We start from the raw sequence: 16,601 nt of genomic DNA, 5'->3' as shown, positions 1-16,601 counted from the left end.
CGCATCCTCTCCGGCACCCTCGCCGTCCCAGTTGTCCACGTCCACGGTGACAAGCTGACCCGGACCGACCTCCTCGAACAGGATCTTCTCGGACAGCTGGTCCTCGATCTCCCGTTGGATAGTGCGCCGCAGCGGGCGAGCGCCGAGCACCGGGTCGAAGCCCCGCTTGGCCAGCAATGACTTGGCTTTGTCGGTCAGCTGCATGGCCATATCTTTGCCCTTCAGCTGCTTTTCGACCCGGCCGATCATCAGGTCCACCATCTGGACGATCTGCTCGGTTGTGAGCTGGTGGAAGACGATGACATCGTCGATGCGGTTGAGGAACTCCGGGCGGAAGTGCTTCTTCAGCTCGTCGTTGACCTTCTGCTTCATCCGGTCGTAGTCGTTCTCACCACCGCCCTTGGTGAAGCCCAGACCGACGGGCTTGGAGATGTCGGCCGTGCCGAGGTTGGAGGTGAAGATCAGCACGGTGTTCTTGAAGTCCACCGTGCGGCCCTGCCCATCGGTCAGCCGGCCATCCTCGAGCACCTGCAACAGGCTGTTGTAGATCTCTTGGTGCGCCTTCTCGATCTCGTCGAAGAGGACCACGGAGAACGGCTTGCGCCGCACCTTCTCGGTGAGCTGGCCGCCCTCCTCGTAACCGACGTATCCCGGCGGGGCGCCGAACAACCGCGACGCGGTGAACCGGTCGTGGAATTCGCCCATGTCGATCTGGATGAGCGCGTCGTCGTCACCGAACAAGAAGTTGGCCAGCGCCCTGGACAGCTCGGTCTTACCCACACCGGACGGGCCGGCGAAGATGAACGAGCCCGACGGACGCTTGGGGTCCTTCAGCCCGGCACGGGTACGACGGATCGCCTTGGAGACGGCCTTGACCGCGTCCTCCTGGCCGATGATCCGCTTGTGGATCTCCTCTTCCATGCGCAACAGCCGGGTAGTTTCGGCCTCGGTGAGCTTGACCACCGGGATGCCGGTCCAGTTACCCAGCACCTCGGCGATCTCGTTGTCGTCCACCTCGGCGACCACATCCATATCGCCGGATCGCCACTGCTTTTCGCGCTCACCCCGCTGGCCCACCAGTTGCTTCTCGCGGTCACGGAGGCTGGCGGCCTTCTCGAAGTCCTGCGCGTCGATCGCGGACTCCTTCTCGCGGCGGGCCTCGGCGATCTTCTCGTCGAACTCGCGCAGGTCTGGCGGCGCGGTCATCCGGCGGATCCGCATACGCGCACCGGCCTCGTCGATCAAGTCGATCGCCTTGTCCGGCAAGAACCGGTCGTTGATGTAGCGGTCGGCCAAAGTCGCTGCGGCCACGATCGCCGAATCGGTGATGGACACCCGGTGGTGCGCCTCGTAGCGGTCCCGCAGGCCCTTGAGGATCTCGATGGTGTGGTCCACCGTCGGCTCGCCGACCTGAACCGGCTGGAACCGCCGCTCCAGCGCGGCATCCTTCTCGATGTACTTGCGGTACTCGTCGAGGGTGGTGGCGCCGATGGTCTGCAATTCGCCACGGGCCAGCTTGGGCTTCAGGATCGACGCCGCGTCGATCGCGCCCTCGGCGGCACCGGCACCGACCAGCGTGTGCAGCTCGTCGATGAACAGGATGATGTCGCCGCGGGTGTTGATCTCCTTGAGCACCTTCTTCAGGCGCTCCTCGAAGTCACCGCGGTAGCGGCTGCCCGCCACCAGCGATCCCAGGTCCAACGTGTAGAGCTGCTTGTCCTTCAACGTCTCGGGGACCTCGCCGTGCACGATGGCCTGCGCCAGGCCCTCCACGACGGCGGTCTTGCCGACGCCGGGCTCGCCGATCAGCACCGGGTTGTTCTTGGTGCGCCGGCTCAGCACCTGCATCACCCGCTCGATTTCCTTCTCGCGGCCGATGACGGGGTCGAGCTTGCCTTCCATCGCGGCGGCGGTCAGGTTGCGCCCGAACTGGTCGAGCACCAACGACGTGGACGGGCTGCCGGACTCGCCGCCGCGGCCGCCGGTGCCGGCCTCGGCGGTCTCCTTGCCCTGGTAGCCGGACAGCAGCTGGATCACCTGCTGACGCACCCGGGTCAGCTCGGCGCCCAGCTTGACCAACACCTGGGCGGCAACGCCTTCGCCCTCACGGATCAGGCCGAGCAGAATGTGCTCGGTGCCGATGTAGTTGTGGCCCAACTGCAGCGCCTCGCGCAGGCTTAGCTCGAGCACCTTCTTGGCGCGCGGGGTGAACGGGATGTGGCCCGACGGGGCCTGCTGGCCCTGGCCGATGATCTCCTCGACCTGGCTGCGGACGCCCTCCAGCGAGATGCCCAGCGACTCCAGCGACTTTGCGGCTACGCCTTCGCCTTCATGAATAAGACCCAACAGGATGTGCTCAGTGCCGATGTAGTTGTGGTTGAGCATCCGGGCCTCTTCTTGCGCCAGGACGACGACCCTGCGGGCACGGTCGGTAAATCGTTCGAACATCGGTGGTTACCTGCTCTCCCTCACCATCGGTACAACAGACGACATCGCGTACCTGCCATCCACTGTAATGGGCGGCTCGCCGGGCTTCCTACCTTGCGGTCCATTACGCCACACGCATATAGCCGACTTCGGCAGCCGTAATGGGAGCAACGCGGCAAAACGGCAAAACGTTTCCGCGCTTGATGGGCGATCGGTTCGCCACCAGCGAAAGCCGGACCAGCCCGCGTTCGGTGCTGGTGCGGCTTGGCAGCGTCAGGTAGTGGTCAGGTTGCAGCGTGGAATGCGTCGATGACGTCAGCCGGGATGCGGCCCCGCGTCGACACGTTGTGCCCGTTCCGACGGGCCCATTCCCGGATCGCGGCGCTCTGCTCGCGGTCGATGGCTCCCCGGCCGCGACCGGAACTGGAACGTCCGCGCCGGCGACCGCCGACGCGACGGCCGGCTGCGACCCATTGCTTCAGGTCGTTGCGCAGTTTCGTGGCATTTTTGGTCGAAAGGTCGATCTCATAGGTCACCCCGTCGAGGCCGAATTCGACGGTTTCATCGGCCGCACCCTCACCGTCGAAATCATCGACTAGGGTGACGGTCACTTTCTTTGCCATTGGCTGAGCCTCACGCTTTCTTCCCGAGCACTAACTTGTTGAACCGCCCCCATGTGCATCAATCTGCCATAAGAAGGCGCGATATTCAATACACCACGATAGCTGGGCTCAGTTGCTATGTGGACGAACAATCGGAAACAATACTGTCTCTCTAATTGACAGGCCGGTCAAAGCCATCAACAACCGATCGATACCCATTCCGGTTCCCGTGCACGGCGGCATAGCGTACTCCAAGGCGGCGAGAAAATCCTCGTCGAGCACCATCGCTTCGTCGTCGCCGGCCGCCGCGGCTTTCGCCTGTTCAGCGAACCTCTCACGTTGCACTACCGGGTCGATCAATTCCGAATATCCGGTGGCCAGCTCGATCCCGCGTATGTAGAGGTCCCACTTCTCGGTGACACCCGGGAGGCTACGGTGCTGCCGCGTCAAAGGCGTTGTCTCCACTGGAAAATCTCGAACAAAGGTGGGCGCCGTCAAGCTGGCGCCGACCGTGTGTTCCCACAATTCCTCGACCAGCTTGCCGTGTCCATACCCCCGACCGACCGGCACCTCGACACCGAGCGACTCGGCGATGCCGCGTAAGCGGTCAACGCTAGTGTTCGGTGTGATCTCTTCGCCGAGTGCGCCGGATAGCGACGGATACATTTGTATCGACGCCCATTCTCCGTCGATGTCATAGACACCGCCGTCGGGCAACGCCAGTTGTCGTGTGCCGATCGCCTCGTCCGCCACCTGTTGAATAAGCTCGCGGGTGACGACCGCCGAATCGTCATACGTTCCATACGCCTGATAGGTCTCCAGCATGGAAAATTCGGGGGAATGCGTGGAATCGGCTCCTTCGTTTCGGAACACTCGATTTAGTTCGAAGACCTTGTCGAACCCACCAACGACGCATCGCTTGAGGAACAGTTCCGGTGCGATCCGAAGGTACAGATCGATGTCAAGCGCATTGGAGTGCGTGAAGAACGGCCGGGCCGCCGCACCGCCTGCCAAAGTCTGCAACATCGGCGTCTCGACTTCGAGAAACCCGCGTTGCTCCAGAGCGGTCCGTATTGTGCGAACGACGGCGATTCGCTGCCGGGCGACGGTACGTGCTTGCGGCCGGACGATCAGGTCGACGTAGCGCTGCCGTACCCGCGACTCTTCGTTCATCTCCTTATGCGCCACCGGCAGCGGCCGCAGTGCCTTGGACGCCATCTGCCAGGTGTCGCCGAGGACCGACAGCTCGCCGCGCCGGGAGCTGATCACCTCTCCGTGCACACAGACGATGTCGCCGATATCCACATCGGCCTTCCACGCATCGAGCGCTTCCGCACCGACGCTGGCGAGGCTGAGCATCACCTGCAGCTGGGTGCCGTCGCCTTCTTGGAGTGTCGCAAAACACAGCTTGCCCGAGTTGCGGGCGAACACCACCCGGCCGGCAACACCGACGATGTCGCCGGTGGTCGAGTCGGCGGGTAGGTCCGGGTAGGCGGCACGGATCTGCGCCAGCGTGTGGGTGCGCCCCACTTCGACGGGGTAAGGGTCGCGGCCTTCAGCCCACAGCCGAGCCCGCTTGTCCCGGCGGATCCGGAACTGCTCGGGAGTGTCCTCGGGAAGGTCCTGCGGACGGTCCTCGTCGCCGGCGTTCACGACCTGCCAGCTTAAATGAACGGGTGCAGCCGGCTGTCCAGATGGCGGCCATTGCGGCCTAGCCGGTGGGATTTAGCCAGGTGCCGATCCGGCGGGCAATAGCAAAGCTTGCCCAGCCCGCGACCGCTAGCAGGATGCGGTCGCCAACCGGTCCCGGTGTGGTGCGCGCTGTTTCGAGCACGTGGTCGTCGACCTGGTGAGATGCGAACGCCGCCAACAGGGCGAGCCTGGCCACAGGTCGCTCGGTGGTTTGAAGCGGTTCGACCGCTGGTTCGATCCAGGCCCGCGAGATGCCGGGGTCCTCACCCTGCCAGGTGGCGAGCCTACCCTCGACGAGTTTTCGCACCGAATCAGGGAGCACAGCTCGTCCAGCGGCGTCGAATGCCGCGGCCGCGCGCGCGAACGCGTCGGCGATGACCGGATTACCGGCCGCCCACGCGAGGTCTTGGGGAAGTTCGGCGGCCGGCAGCAGATTCACCGATGTGCCGGGAGTGACGTTGTGAGACAAAAGTTTCCGAAATGTGGGCAGGGCGATCCGCCGGGCGATCCGTTTGGCACGGGGACCTCTCCCCGGGAACGGCGAGTCAACAGCGAAGATGTTCACCATACGGTTGACATAATGGAAAGCCAGGGCGGTGCCGACGAGCTCGGGCACGTGCTCGTCGGGAAACGGCCGGTTCCGTAGGATCTGGGCGCCCGGTTGACCAGTGGCTCGCGCCCACGCAATCGCACCGCGCATGGCGGGGTCGGCGATGCTGTCGATGGCGACGGAAGACACTGCGGCAGCTGGATCTCCGCCATCGAGGGCGGTCAGCATCGTCGTGTGCGCGTCGACGCAATACGGGCAGGCATTGGTCGCTGAAACCGTCGCCGCGACAGCTTCTTTCACGTCCCGACCGACTCCACGCGCGTACATCGTCTCCCGGAACACCAGCCAAAGCGCGCACAGCAGCTCCGGTACGGGAAGGTGCAGCGCGAAAGGCGGGGCGAGCATTCCGAAATCGGTGCGAATCTGGTGGACTACATCAGCCACCTGCCGGTCACGCCTGGTGGTGTCGATATGCCGAACTTGCTGCCGGAACGGAAATTCGCGGATCCACAGGGTTAATCCAATCCCGGTGTCACTTGCCGGGAAACGACGTCCGGCCATCTGTGCACCCAACCTGCTACCGACTTGCAGTATTAAAGTGACTGTAGTTTTAGTCACTTGTAAAAAGCAAGTGATATCCGGAGGCATCGAGGTGTGGGCCATGCCGAATAGTGCCAAACCCGTTCTGCGATCAAGGTGCCCGATCGCAGGTGCCCTTGACATTCTTGGCGATCGCTGGTCGCTGCTGGTCGTGCGCGACCTCTACTTCCGCGGCGACCTCCGGTTTGCCGACCTCGCAGCAGCAGACGAAGCGATTCCCACTAATACTCTCGCCGAACGGCTTCGGCGACTGATGTCCGCGGCGATTATCCAGCGCGAGCAATACGAATCGCGCCCGCCCCGATACACCTATCAGCTCACCGCTGAGGGCAGAGCTCTCGCGCCTGTGCTTGACAGCCTCGCGACCTGGGGATCAACGCACGTCGAAGGAACCCGCGGGCGTGAACTCACCGATCGAAGCCGACCACACCAGAATCGCCGGTGCTGATCAGCTGCCGGTCAGCGTGCCGTCTTGAGCCGTCCGCGCTGGCTGTCCCGGTTGCGCTCGAAAACCAGCCGCAGCCCGTGCAGGGTCAGGTGCTGGTCGTAGTGATCGACGGAATGCAGTTCCGCCAGCAGCAGCGGCGCGGTGTGGCCGGTGGCCACCACCGTGACGTTGTCGCCGGTGAAACCGTCTACGTCGTCGCGGATGCGCTGGACTAGGCCGTCGACCAGCCCGGCGAAACCGAAAACGGCGCCCGCCTGCATGCATTCGACGGTGTTCTTGCCGACCACAGAGCGCGGCCGGGTCAGCTCGACCCGACGTAGTGCGGCCGAGCGAGCAGCAGCCGCGTCAGAGGAGACCTGCACTCCCGGCGCGATAGCGCCGCCCAGGAATTCGCCTTTGGCGGACACCACGTCCACGCAGATCGATGAGCCGAAATCGATCACGATCGCGGCGGTACCATACTTCTGAAATGCCGCGAGGCAGTTGACGATTCGATCGGCGCCGACTTCTTTTGGATTGTCGACCAGCAGCGGGATGCCGGTGCGAACCCCGGGCTCGATCAGCACATGCGGCACCGAAGGCCAGTACTGCTCGAGCATCACTCGTACCTCATGCAGCACCGATGGAACGGTAGACAGCGCGGCTGCACCGGTGAGCTGATCGGAATCGTCACCGATCAGACCGTCGATGGTCAAGGCCAGCTCGTCGGCAGTGACTTCGGATTCGGTGCGAATCCGCCACTGCTGCACTACCTTCGCGTGCTCCTTCGAACCGGATAGCAGTCCGACAACGGTGTGAGTGTTGCGGACGTCGATTGCCAGCAGCACGGTTAACGAACCTTCATCGCGGCGAGACCAGCTCGCCTGCGTCGGCAGGCACGAACGCCGGATCGTGCCCGAGATCGACCGGCCGGTTGTCGGCGTCGACGAAGACGATCCTCGGCTGGTAGCTGCGCGCCTCGGCGTCGTCCATCGTCGCGTAGGCGATCAGGATCACCAAATCACCGGGATGTACGAGATGGGCTGCGGCCCCGTTGATTCCGATCACGCCGCTACCGCGCCGACCGGTGATCGCATAAGTGACGAGGCGGGCACCGTTGTCGATATCGACGATGGTCACCTGTTCGCCCTCGAGCAGGTCGGCCGCATCCATCAAGTCGGCGTCGATCGTCACCGAGCCGACGTAGTGCAGGTCAGCCTGCGTGACGGTTGCCCGGTGGATCTTCGATTTGAGCATTGTTCGTAACATCAGTTCCTCCAGGGTGATTCGAGATTCCCAGTCGGCACCGCAGGCTCTCGCCCGTCGACGCCGACGGTAGTACTGATTTCAATCGCGACATTGTCGAGGAGTCTGGTGGTCCCCAGCCGAGCCGCAACGAGCAGCCGGGCGGCGCCGTGCCGCGGCGCCGGACCGAGTTCTGCATCGCGCACCTGCAGGTAATCCACGTCGATCGCGGGTACCTCCGACAGCACGGCGCGGGCCGCCTGCAGCGCCGCATCCGCACCACCCGATGCGGCGTGCGTCCCGGCCAACAGTGCCGCGGACAGCATGCCGGCCAGCTCGCGTTGCGCAGGATCGAGGTAGCGGTTGCGCGAAGACATCGCCAGGCCGTCTAGTTCGCGTACGATCGGCACACCGATGACCCGAGTATCGAGGTTGAGGTCGGCGACCATCTGACGCACCAGCACCAGCTGCTGATAGTCCTTCTCTCCGAAGAAAACTCGGTCAGGGCGCACAATCTGCAGCAGCTTCAGCACCACGGTCAGCATGCCGGCGAAATGACTGGGTCGCGCCGCTCCCTCGAGTTCGGATCCCAGTGACCCCGGATGTACGGCAGTGCGCCGGCCGTCGGGATACATCGCGGCAACGCTTGGGGTGAAAGCAATTTCAATCCCCTCACCGCGCAACAGCGCCAAGTCGTCTTCGACGATGCGCGGGTAGGCATCGAGATCCTCGTCAGCTCCGAATTGCAGCGGGTTGACGAAGATCGACACCACCACCACCGAGCCGGGCACCCGTTTGGCCGCGCGGACGAGGGCGAGGTGTCCGTCGTGCAACGCGCCCATGGTCGGCACCAACATCACCCGTCGACCGGTGTGGCGCAGCGCACGGCTGACCTCAACGACATCGCTGGGGCTCGAATACACGTTGAGTTCGCCGGCGTTGAACTTCGGCGGCCTGTTCAGTGTCACCGCGCCGAGCCCTCAAGGACCTGGAGGACGTCATGGGGCGCATGCACGCGTTCAGCGGTACGCAGGGCGTTCACCCGGTAGGCCTGAGCCAGTTGCGCGTCGACCGCCGCCAGCGCATTCAGGTGACCGGCAACCGCACCCGCATCACCGCGCGCGACCGGGCCGGTGAGCGCCGCCTGCCCACGTCGCAGGGTGTTCTCCAGCGCCGCGCGGGCCAGCGGTCCAATTATCCGTTCCGCGAGGCCGCCAGGCTGATCGTCGACCAGTTGTTGACCGAGGAGTTCGGTCCCCGCCAACGCGGCCCGCAATGCGTCCAGGGCGTCGGCGAGCACCGTGACGATGTGGTTGCCGGCATGGGCCAACGCGGCGTGATACAGCGCCCGTGCCTCCTCGCGGACCCGGAACGGCTCACCGCCGATCTCCAGCACCAGGGATTGCCCGACCGCGTAACCGACCTCGTCGGCCGCGGTGATCCCGAAGCAGGTGTCCGCCAGCCGGGGGATGTCCTCGTCGGAGCCGGTGAACGTCATCGCCGGATGGATGGCCAGCGGTATGCAGTCCTGCTCGGTCAGCGGCGCCAGCACGGCCACGCCGTTGGCGCCCGAGGTATGGGCGACGATAGTGCCCGGCCGCACCGCCGATGTGGCGGCCAACCCCGAAACCAGGGCCGCGAGCTCGGTGTCCGGCACGGCCAACAGCAAGAGCTCGGCGTTGCCGGCAACGTCTGGTACCGGCGATACCGGGGTGTCAGGCAACCAGCGTTCGGCACGATGCCGCGACGCCCGGGAAACGGCGCTACATGCCACCACGACGTGGTCGACGCGTTCCAGCGCGACGCCCAAAGCCGTTCCCACCCGGCCGGCGGAGATGATCCCCACCTTGAGCCGGGCGGGGCGCAATCCGTCGAACTGCAGCATCGCAGACGACCCTCACAAGTCTCTTGGTTCGTTCCAGTCCCGCGGCGCGGGTACCGGACGGTCGCTAAGACTCTACCCCGGCGACGACGCGAATCGCCTGTGGCGTTCGCCTCAGTCCTCGCGGCGTCGGCGTCGGCCGCCTCCGGACGGGCTGGTCTGCAGCCGCGCCAGCAACTCGGCGACCGACTGGCCGCCGGTCGGCGGAGCGTTGGTATCCAACGGATCGGTGGTCCGATGTCGGGCCGAGGGCGGGGGTGGCGGCGACATCGCCGGCTCCCTGTCGGGTGGTGGCGGCGGCGAAGGTGGCGGCGGCGAAGGTGGCATCGGCGGCGGTGGCGGCGACATCGCCGGCGGCGGTGGCGTGGTTTCGCCGATGCCGGAGTCGGAGTATGCGGAGCTTTCAGCGGAATGCCGGGCCCGTGCCCGACGACCCAGCTCGCGCCGATCGGCTTCGGATTCGCCGATCTGGCCTGCCGGCTCGGCGGCGCTGGAATGCCGTCCCCGCCGCTCAGCCGACGGCGCCGACGCCGACGTGGCTTCGCTGGCGCTGGGAGAGCCCAGCGAAGCACTGTCGCGGGACGGGGCGTTGTCGTACTTCCACGGCCCGGTGCCGCTCTTGTCGGTCCATTCGGAATTCCAATTGCTGCCGGGTGTTCCGACAGGCAGCCATTGTCCTTCCGAGCTCACCGGCTGCCAGCCGGTGGGCGCTTGTTGATGCCGCGGCGCCGCGGTAGATCCGGTCCACTCGGGCCACCGCCGCTGCGGCGGCGGCTCGGGCGGCAAGGGTGGCGGTACAAACTGTGGCTCGGGCTGCGGCGGCGCCTCTTGCCGCCGGTGTGAACGGCGTGGAGGTTGGGCCTCGTACCGCTCTCCCGCGCTCGCGGGTGATGCCCCCGACGACGTAGCCCAACCGTTGGCCTCCGACGTTTGCTCCCGCTTGGCCCAGCGGCCCTCAGGCCGGCGCTCTGCCCCACTCGGGGGTGACGGCGTCGGCGTGGCCCAACCGGTAGGTCGCGTCGACTCGTCCTGCTGGGCTCGAGCGGCTCGCTCGCCTCGGCGCCGATGTGCGCCCTGGTCTGCCTCCGGCGCCTCATATGCCTCGGCGGCACCGTTTGGCCCGGAAGCCTCGTGAGCGTCGGCGGGCTGGTAGGTGTACGCCGCCGCCTGGTAGTTTTCCGCGACCGGCTGCCGCGGCGGTGGGGCCAGCGGTTCCTCAGGCACGTCGATGATCGAGCTGTCGTCCGCGCGCCGAGGAGGCTCTTCGGCCCGCACCGAGGTGACGCGATTGACCCGTTCGCGCGCGCTCTCGCGTTCGCGATCCCAGTCGCTATAGCCACGCACAGTTTTGCGCTCGGTCTCCAGTGCGGGCCGGTCGCTGAGTTCGGCGTCGAACAAGATCTCCAGGTTGGTGCGCAGCGCAGCCAACTCGGCCCGCAACGCCGAGACTTCGTCTGCGGAGTGCGCGCGCAATTCGCTGGCCAGCTCGCGACGCAGCTGAGACTCCACGGTGAGCTCATACTCGCGGCGGGCCGAGATTTCGCGATCCAGTTGCAGGTCGTAAACCAGCTTCAGGTCCCGCGCCCGGGCCTGGTCCACGTCGCTTTGCCGGCGGTAGATCACCGACACGAATGCAGCGACGACGGCCGCCCACAGAGCCAGGATCACGGCGAACTTGAGGAGCTCAACCCGGTTGGTGAAAACCAGCGCAGAACTGGCGCCGATAGCGAGCACCAGCAACGCCGTGAGCATTGCCCAACCGGGTCTGCGGCCGCCGCGGCGGACCCGGGCGCCGCGGGACAGATCGGTCATGGCCCGACTGTACCGGGCCGAGGTCACTCCGCGTGTCGCCGTGCTCCGGCGATTCTCACCTGGACTGATTGCCCGCCTCGCACTCGGGCCGCCATACCACCCGCATCGTCACCGAGCCGAGCTAATTTTCCGCGTCCTCGCCGTGCTCGGTCGGATCCTGCGGCGACTTGCAGCAATGTTGCAGCCACAGACCCGCAACCACCAAAGCCAGCGCGCTGACCGCTGCCACCGCCGTGCCGGCGGTGTCTTCCCCGGCCACCCTCAGCCAGGATCGCCGCGGCAGCAAGTACACCAGAACCCCGACCCACCAACCCAGCGCCAACGCGCCGACCCAGGCCGATGCTTTGGCGATGACCAGGCTGCGGGCCACCGACAGCGGATGCAGCCAGCCGGGCCCGTCACCGATCTCACCGTCGCTGATCTTGGCCCGGACATAACGCCCCCACACCGCCTCGGCGACGCCGACCGCAAGCAACGAAAGACCCGTCCAGACGGTAATCGGTGGAAACCACCGGTATAACAACACGACCAGCAGGTACCCGACCACCGCAGTGCCGATCACCGCGGCCGTCAGGTCACGCTTACGGGTCGGACCCATCAGGTTCCCGGCGCCGAGTCGGATTCCCTATTCTCGCCTCGCAATTCGAGTACCAGGCCGGTCAGTTGCACAACGGCGCGGTCGGCTGGATGCAGCTGGGCGAGTAGCTTTGCGACGGCTTGCTTTCCACCGGCCACGGTCAGTTCCGCGTCCGGGTCGATGGCCAGCCAGGGAATCATCACGAAGGCGCGCAAATGAGCCAGCGGATGCGGCAGGGTCAGACCATCGTCCAACGACATCACTTCGGTGTCTCCGGCCGGCGACGTCTGGTGGCAGCTGACCAAATCCACGTCGAGAGTGCGCGGGCCCCAACGCTGTCCGCGAACTCGCTCTGCCGCCTGCTCCATCTCCTGGGCGCGGCGCAACCAACCGTGCCCGTCGAGCGTCGCGTCCTCGGCGACCAGCACCGCGTTGAGGAACGGGCCCTGTTCGACCCCGCCCCATGCGGCGGTCTCATAAACCGGAGAGACCGCTTGCACCGCCTGGCCCAACCGGTCGAGCACCGACTGCAGCCGGGCTAGCCGGTCACCGATGTTCGATCCGATCGACAACACCACCCGACTCATATGCCCGCTCCCGCCGGAACTACCGAGCCCCGTCCCCCGCGCCGCGACCGTCGAGCCACCACCGCCACATCGGCGAAGGTGTGCGGAATCGGAGCCTGCGGCTTGTGCACCGTCACCTCAACGGCGTGCACCCGCCGGTCTTTCATCACATCCTCGGCGATTTCCCCGGCCACCGTTTCGATCAAGTTGCGCGCAGGCCCGGCGATGATGGCGACCGCCCGCTGCGCCAGGACGCCGTAATCGTAAGTGTCAGCCAGGTCGTCACTGGCCGCGGCGTCCACCAGGTCGATCCAGACCGTGATATCGACGACGAAATCCTGACCGTCGGCGCGCTCATGGTCGAAAACCCCGTGTCGGCCACGAACTGTCAAGCCGCGCAACTCGATTCGGTCAGCCATCGGCTTCGACCGTCCCGGCTTGCATCCACGCGTCGACAACCCGCAGCGCGTCGACCGACGCCCGTACATCGTGCACCCGCACACCCCACGCGCCATGCAGTGCGGCCAACGCCGAAACCACCGCGGTAGCCGTCTCACGCCCGTCAGGTGGCCGTACTGCACCGTCCGGACCGGCCAACAGGTTGCCGAGAAACCGCTTCCGTGACGCGCCGATCAGAACCGGGACGCCGGTCGCCACCAGCTCCGGCAAGGCGTGCAGCAACGCCCAATTGTGTTGGCCGGTCTTGGCGAATCCGAGACCGGGGTCGATGATCAGCTTCGCCGGATCCACGCCCGCGACAACCGCGTCGTCGACGCTGGCGAGCAGTTCGGCGCGCACTTCGGCCACCACGTCGCGGTAGCGCGGAGCCGTGTGCGGATGCTCAGACGAAACCGATCGCCAATGCATCAGTACCCAAGGCACGTCGGCCTCGACGAGTAGACCGGCCATACTCGCATCGGCGCGTCCGCCGGACACATCGTTGACCATCTGGGCGCCATTTTCCAGCGCCGCCCGCGCAACGCCCGCGTGCATGGTGTCGATACTGACCGTAATGCCATGGGATGCAAGTTCTTTGACAACAGGCACGACGCGGGCAGCTTCCACCTGCGGATCTATTCGAACCGCACCGGGCCGGGTGGACTCTCCCCCGACATCGATGATCGCCGCGCCGTCAGCGGCCAACGCCAAACCTTGCTCGACAGCGCGCTCGGCATCGAGGTAGCGCCCGCCATCCGAGAACGAGTCGTCGGTGACGTTCACCACCCCCATGACCTGGACGCGCGTCGTACTCACTTGCGCAAGATCAGTTCGAGCGCCTCAGCTCGAGATGCACTGTTGGACTTGAACTGTCCCCGCACTGCCGACGTGGTGGTGATAGCTCCGGGCTTGCGGACACCTCGCATGGACATGCACAGGTGCTCGGCCTCGATCACGACGATGACACCGCGCGGATCGAGCTTGCGCATCAGGGCGTCGGCAATCTGAGCCGTGAGCCGCTCCTGCAGCTGCGGCCGCTTGGCGTACAGGTCGACCAGCCGCGCAATCTTCGACAATCCGGTGACCCGGCCGTCGTGACCGGGGATGTATCCCACATGCGCGACACCGTGGAAAGCCACCAGATGGTGTTCGCAGGTGGAGTACAGCGGGATCTCCTTGATCATCACCAACTCGTCGTGCTGCTCGTCAAACTTGGTGTCCAGCACGGTGTCGGGATCGGTGTACAGGCCGGCGAACATCTCCCGGTAACTGCGGGCGACGCGGGCCGGGGTGTCCAGCAGACCGTGCCGGGTCGGGTCCTCTCCGATCGCGTACAGCAGCTCGCGGATCGCGGCCTCGGCACGCGGCTGATCGAAGACCGGGGTGCTCAGGGTCGCGGTTCGGGAATTCGGCTGCACGATCGAAGCCTCCGTTCGTTTTAGCCGTGCGTCGACGGGTTGGACGGGCTCGGGTCGCCGGGCGGGTCGACGGGCTGGCCTGCTTCTGGCGCGGGCGGACCGGGCGGCGGATACGGCGGATAGGGCTGGCCGCCGTAGTTGTGTGGTGGCTGAGCCCAGTGCGGCGGTGGCGGCGGTGAGGATGGCGGCGGGTACCAGTAGCCCGGCGGCTGTTGCGGTGGCGGCCATCCCGGAGCGTGCCAGCCTGCCGGTGCACCATAGTCGGGTTGGGTCGAGTGGTGCGGTGCAGCGCCGGCACCGGCACGGTCCTCGGAGCCAACCGGCGCACCGTGAGAACCATTGGCGCCGTTGGTGCCTCGATCGGCGTCGGCCTGTGCGGCATCGCGCGCAGCTGTAGCGATGGCGGCCTTGAAAGCCGGTTCGGGTGCCGGTTTCGGCCACGGTTCGCCGCGTTCGATGGCCAGCTCGCCGGGCGTTTTGATCGGCGGTTTGTCCGACGGAATGCGGCCACCGAAGTCGTCGAATAGAGTCAGCCGCGGCCGCTTTTCGACGTCGGTAAAGATCCCCTCCAACTCGGCGCGGTGCAGGGTTTCCTTTTCCAGCAGCTCGCCGGCCAACGTGTCCAGCACGTCGCGGTATTCGGTGAGAATCTCCCAGGCCTCGGTGTGCGCGGCCTCGATGAGCTTGCGCACCTCGTCGTCGATATCCCGCGCGACCTCATGGGAGTAATCGGCTTGGTTACCCATGGTCCGGCCGAGAAAGGGATCTCCGTGCTCGCTGCCGTATTTGACCGCGCCGAGTTTGGAACTCATTCCGAACTCGGTGACCATCGCGCGCGCGATTTTGGTGGCCTGCTCGATGTCGGACACCGCGCCGGTGGTCGGCTCATGGAATACCAGCTCTTCGGCGGCGCGCCCGCCCAGGGCCATGACCAGCCTGGCGATCAGTTCCGAGCGGGTGTGCATGCCCTTGTCGTCCTCGGGCACCGCCAGCGCATGGCCGCCGGTGTTGCCGCGGGCCAGGATCGTCACCTTGTAGACCGGGTCGACGCCCGGCATCGCCCAGCCCGCGAGCGTGTGCCCGGATTCGTGGTAGGCGGTGATCTTCTTCTCCTGCTCGCTGATGATCCGGCTCTTGCGCCGCGGCCCGCCGACCACCCGATCGACCGCCTCTTCCAAAGCGGCGCCGGTGATGACGGTGCCGTTCTCGCGGGCAGTCAGCAGCGCCGACTCGTTGATGACGTTGGCCAGATCGGCGCCGGTCATGCCGACGGTCCGCTTGGCCAGCCCGTCGAAGTCGACGTCGGGGCCGAACGGCTTGCCCTTGGAGTGCACGCGCAGCACCGCGCGCCGGCCGGCCAGGTCCGGGCTGGACACCGGGATCTGGCGGTCGAAGCGCCCGGGCCGCAGCAGCGCCGGGTCGAGGATGTCGGGCCGGTTGGTCGCCGCGATCAGGATCACGCCGGTGCGATCACCGAAGCCGTCCATCTCGACCAGCAGCTGGTTGAGCGTCTGCTCGCGCTCGTCGTGGCCACCGCCCAGCCCGGCGCCGCGCTGGCGGCCGACCGCGTCGATCTCGTCGACGAAGATGATGCACGGGCTGTTCTGCTTGGCCTGCTCGAACAGGTCACGTACCCGGGATGCGCCGACGCCGACGAACATCTCGACGAAGTCCGACCCGGAAATGGTGAAGAACGGAACGCCGGCCTCGCCCGCGACGGCGCGGGCCAACAGCGTTTTACCGGTTCCCGGCGGCCCGTACAACAGCACGCCCTTGGGGATCTTGGCGCCGAGTGCCTGGTACCGCGCAGGGTTCTGCAGAAAGTCCTTGATCTCGTAGAGCTCCTCGACCGCCTCGTCGGCGCCGGCGACATCGGCGAAGGTGGTCTTGGGCATGTCTTTGGAGAGCTGCTTGGCCCGCGATTTGCCGAACCCGAAGCCCATCCGGGCGCCGCCCTGCATGCGGGAAAACATCATGAAAAGGCCGACCAAGAGCAGTAGCGGCAGTACATAGATCAGCAGCGAGCCCAGGATGTTGCCCTCGTTGACGATGGTGCTGACCTGGGCGTCTTTACTGGTCAACGCGTCGAACAGCGGAACCGCGTAACCGGTCGGGTACTTGGTGATGATCTTGTCGGACCCGTCGGTGCCGCTGTTGGCGCTTTTCAGCGTCAACCGCACCTGTTGTTCGCGATCGTCGATCTGTGCACTCTTGACGTTGCCGCCCTTGATCTGGGCCATCGCCACCGAGGTATCGACCGGCTTGTAGCTGCGGGTGTCATTGCTGAAGTAAAAGAATGACCAACCAAGCAGCAACACGACAGCGATCGCCGTGAGCGTGCGGATCACGTTTTTCCGGTTCATCA

At 65.8% G+C, this 16,601-nt stretch carries 16 protein-coding genes; 1 reads left to right on the top strand and 15 read right to left on the bottom strand.

Features of this window, described 5'->3' with window-relative positions; all coding sequences use genetic code 11:
* From clpC1 to VEI45_RS05120, 4 genes are all read right to left on the bottom strand, one after another.
* Nucleotides 1-2,448: ATP-dependent protease ATP-binding subunit ClpC (gene clpC1, locus VEI45_RS05135; RefSeq protein ID WP_324850768.1), on the bottom strand; the 2,448-nt coding region annotated here is incomplete at its 3' end.
* Nucleotides 2,449-2,711: 263 nt separating this feature from the next.
* The gene (gene lsr2, locus VEI45_RS05130; RefSeq protein WP_324850766.1) at nucleotides 2,712-3,050 is read right to left on the bottom strand and encodes a histone-like nucleoid-structuring protein Lsr2; all 339 of its coding nucleotides are present in this window, start codon (nucleotides 3,048-3,050) and stop codon (nucleotides 2,712-2,714) included.
* Nucleotides 3,051-3,158: 108 nt separating this feature from the next.
* Nucleotides 3,159-4,682: a lysine--tRNA ligase gene (gene lysS / locus VEI45_RS05125; RefSeq protein WP_324850764.1), complete on the bottom strand. Its 1,524-nt coding sequence runs from the start codon at nucleotides 4,680-4,682 to the stop codon at nucleotides 3,159-3,161.
* Between the two features lie 58 nt (nucleotides 4,683-4,740).
* Nucleotides 4,741-5,832, bottom strand: a complete 1,092-nt coding sequence (locus VEI45_RS05120) for a carboxymuconolactone decarboxylase family protein (RefSeq protein ID WP_324850762.1) — start codon at nucleotides 5,830-5,832, stop codon at nucleotides 4,741-4,743.
* Between the two features lie 100 nt (nucleotides 5,833-5,932).
* Between VEI45_RS05120 and VEI45_RS05115 the strand changes: the two genes are divergently transcribed.
* Nucleotides 5,933-6,319: a helix-turn-helix domain-containing protein gene (locus VEI45_RS05115; RefSeq protein WP_324850760.1), complete on the top strand. Its 387-nt coding sequence runs from the start codon at nucleotides 5,933-5,935 to the stop codon at nucleotides 6,317-6,319.
* An 11-nt stretch (nucleotides 6,320-6,330) separates the two neighbouring features.
* Here the strand turns inward: VEI45_RS05115 and VEI45_RS05110 are convergent, their stop codons facing one another.
* The 11 genes from VEI45_RS05110 to ftsH all read right to left on the bottom strand — a co-directional run bounded on the left by VEI45_RS05110 (nucleotide 6,331) and on the right by ftsH (nucleotide 16,599).
* Nucleotides 6,331-7,146, bottom strand: coding sequence for a type III pantothenate kinase (locus VEI45_RS05110; RefSeq protein WP_324850758.1), 816 nt, complete (start codon nucleotides 7,144-7,146; stop codon nucleotides 6,331-6,333).
* Between the two features lie 13 nt (nucleotides 7,147-7,159).
* Nucleotides 7,160-7,567, bottom strand: a complete 408-nt coding sequence (panD, locus tag VEI45_RS05105; protein WP_324850755.1) for an aspartate 1-decarboxylase — start codon at nucleotides 7,565-7,567, stop codon at nucleotides 7,160-7,162.
* Nucleotides 7,567-8,511, bottom strand: coding sequence for a pantoate--beta-alanine ligase (gene panC, locus VEI45_RS05100; RefSeq protein WP_324850753.1), 945 nt, complete (start codon nucleotides 8,509-8,511; stop codon nucleotides 7,567-7,569). The genes panD and panC overlap by 1 nt, the downstream gene beginning before the upstream one ends.
* The gene (locus tag VEI45_RS05095) at nucleotides 8,508-9,428 is read right to left on the bottom strand and encodes a Rossmann-like and DUF2520 domain-containing protein (RefSeq protein WP_324850751.1); all 921 of its coding nucleotides are present in this window, start codon (nucleotides 9,426-9,428) and stop codon (nucleotides 8,508-8,510) included. The genes panC and VEI45_RS05095 overlap by 4 nt, the downstream gene beginning before the upstream one ends.
* 111 nt (nucleotides 9,429-9,539) lie before the next feature.
* Nucleotides 9,540-11,237, bottom strand: a complete 1,698-nt coding sequence (locus VEI45_RS05090; protein ID WP_324850749.1) for a DUF6779 domain-containing protein — start codon at nucleotides 11,235-11,237, stop codon at nucleotides 9,540-9,542.
* Nucleotides 11,238-11,358: 121 nt separating this feature from the next.
* Nucleotides 11,359-11,835, bottom strand: coding sequence for a DUF3180 domain-containing protein (locus tag VEI45_RS05085; RefSeq protein WP_324850747.1), 477 nt, complete (start codon nucleotides 11,833-11,835; stop codon nucleotides 11,359-11,361).
* On the bottom strand, nucleotides 11,835-12,401 hold the full coding sequence (folK, locus tag VEI45_RS05080) for a 2-amino-4-hydroxy-6-hydroxymethyldihydropteridine diphosphokinase (RefSeq protein ID WP_324850745.1): 567 nt from the start codon (nucleotides 12,399-12,401) through the stop codon (nucleotides 11,835-11,837). Before folK ends, VEI45_RS05085 begins: the two co-directional genes overlap by 1 nt.
* The gene (gene folB / locus VEI45_RS05075) at nucleotides 12,398-12,799 is read right to left on the bottom strand and encodes a dihydroneopterin aldolase (RefSeq protein WP_324850743.1); all 402 of its coding nucleotides are present in this window, start codon (nucleotides 12,797-12,799) and stop codon (nucleotides 12,398-12,400) included. Before folB ends, folK begins: the two co-directional genes overlap by 4 nt.
* A complete protein-coding gene (gene folP, locus VEI45_RS05070; RefSeq protein WP_324850741.1) occupies nucleotides 12,792-13,634 on the bottom strand; it encodes a dihydropteroate synthase in 843 nt (280 codons plus the stop codon). Before folP ends, folB begins: the two co-directional genes overlap by 8 nt.
* Nucleotides 13,631-14,239 (bottom strand): GTP cyclohydrolase I FolE, encoded by a 609-nt coding sequence (folE, locus tag VEI45_RS05065; protein WP_324850770.1) that lies wholly within the window; start codon nucleotides 14,237-14,239, stop codon nucleotides 13,631-13,633. The genes folP and folE overlap by 4 nt, the downstream gene beginning before the upstream one ends.
* 17 nt (nucleotides 14,240-14,256) lie before the next feature.
* Nucleotides 14,257-16,599, bottom strand: a complete 2,343-nt coding sequence (gene ftsH / locus VEI45_RS05060; protein ID WP_324850739.1) for an ATP-dependent zinc metalloprotease FtsH — start codon at nucleotides 16,597-16,599, stop codon at nucleotides 14,257-14,259.
* Nucleotides 16,600-16,601: the final 2 nt, after the last annotated feature.

It is taken from the genome of Mycobacterium sp. (assembly GCF_035623875.1).
Taxonomy (GTDB): domain Bacteria; phylum Actinomycetota; class Actinomycetes; order Mycobacteriales; family Mycobacteriaceae; genus Mycobacterium.
This window is presented reverse-complemented; position numbering and strand designations above follow the sequence as displayed.